1 protein-coding gene is annotated in these 429 nt (G+C 59.2%); it reads left to right on the top strand.

The window, feature by feature from the left end; translation table 11 throughout:
- Nucleotides 1–429: immunoglobulin-like domain-containing protein (locus SJI00_RS22410; RefSeq protein ID WP_322463864.1), on the top strand; the 429-nt coding region annotated here is incomplete at both ends.

The raw sequence follows: 429 nt of genomic DNA, 5'->3' as shown, positions 1-429 counted from the left end.
CCGAGGGCGGTTCGATTGTTTACACCGCCACTCTGACCAACCCTGCTGGTTCGCCGGTGACCGTGACCTTGAGCAACGGCCAGGTCATCACTATCGCCGCCAACCAAACGTCCGGCAGCGTCACCGTTTCAGCGCCTGCAGATAATCCATATATCGATGCCAGCCAAGTCAGTGCGCAGATTACGAGTGCAACGGGCGGCAACTTCGAGAATCTGGCGGTCAACGCTGCGCCGGCAGTCACTGCGGTTACGGACACCATCGACACCACCACTGTCACGCTAACGGCGGCGCCTTCGGTTGCTGAAGGTGGGGTGATCACTTACACCGCATCGGTCGGTGCTCCAGTCACCGGCTCGCCTGTTGTGGTGACGTTGGCCAATGGTCAAAACATCACGATTGCTGTCGGTCAAAGCTCCGGGACCGTGAATA

It is taken from the genome of Pseudomonas gebzensis, from assembly GCF_034427815.1.
Taxonomy (GTDB): Bacteria; Pseudomonadota; Gammaproteobacteria; order Pseudomonadales; family Pseudomonadaceae; genus Aquipseudomonas.
This window is presented reverse-complemented; position numbering and strand designations above follow the sequence as displayed.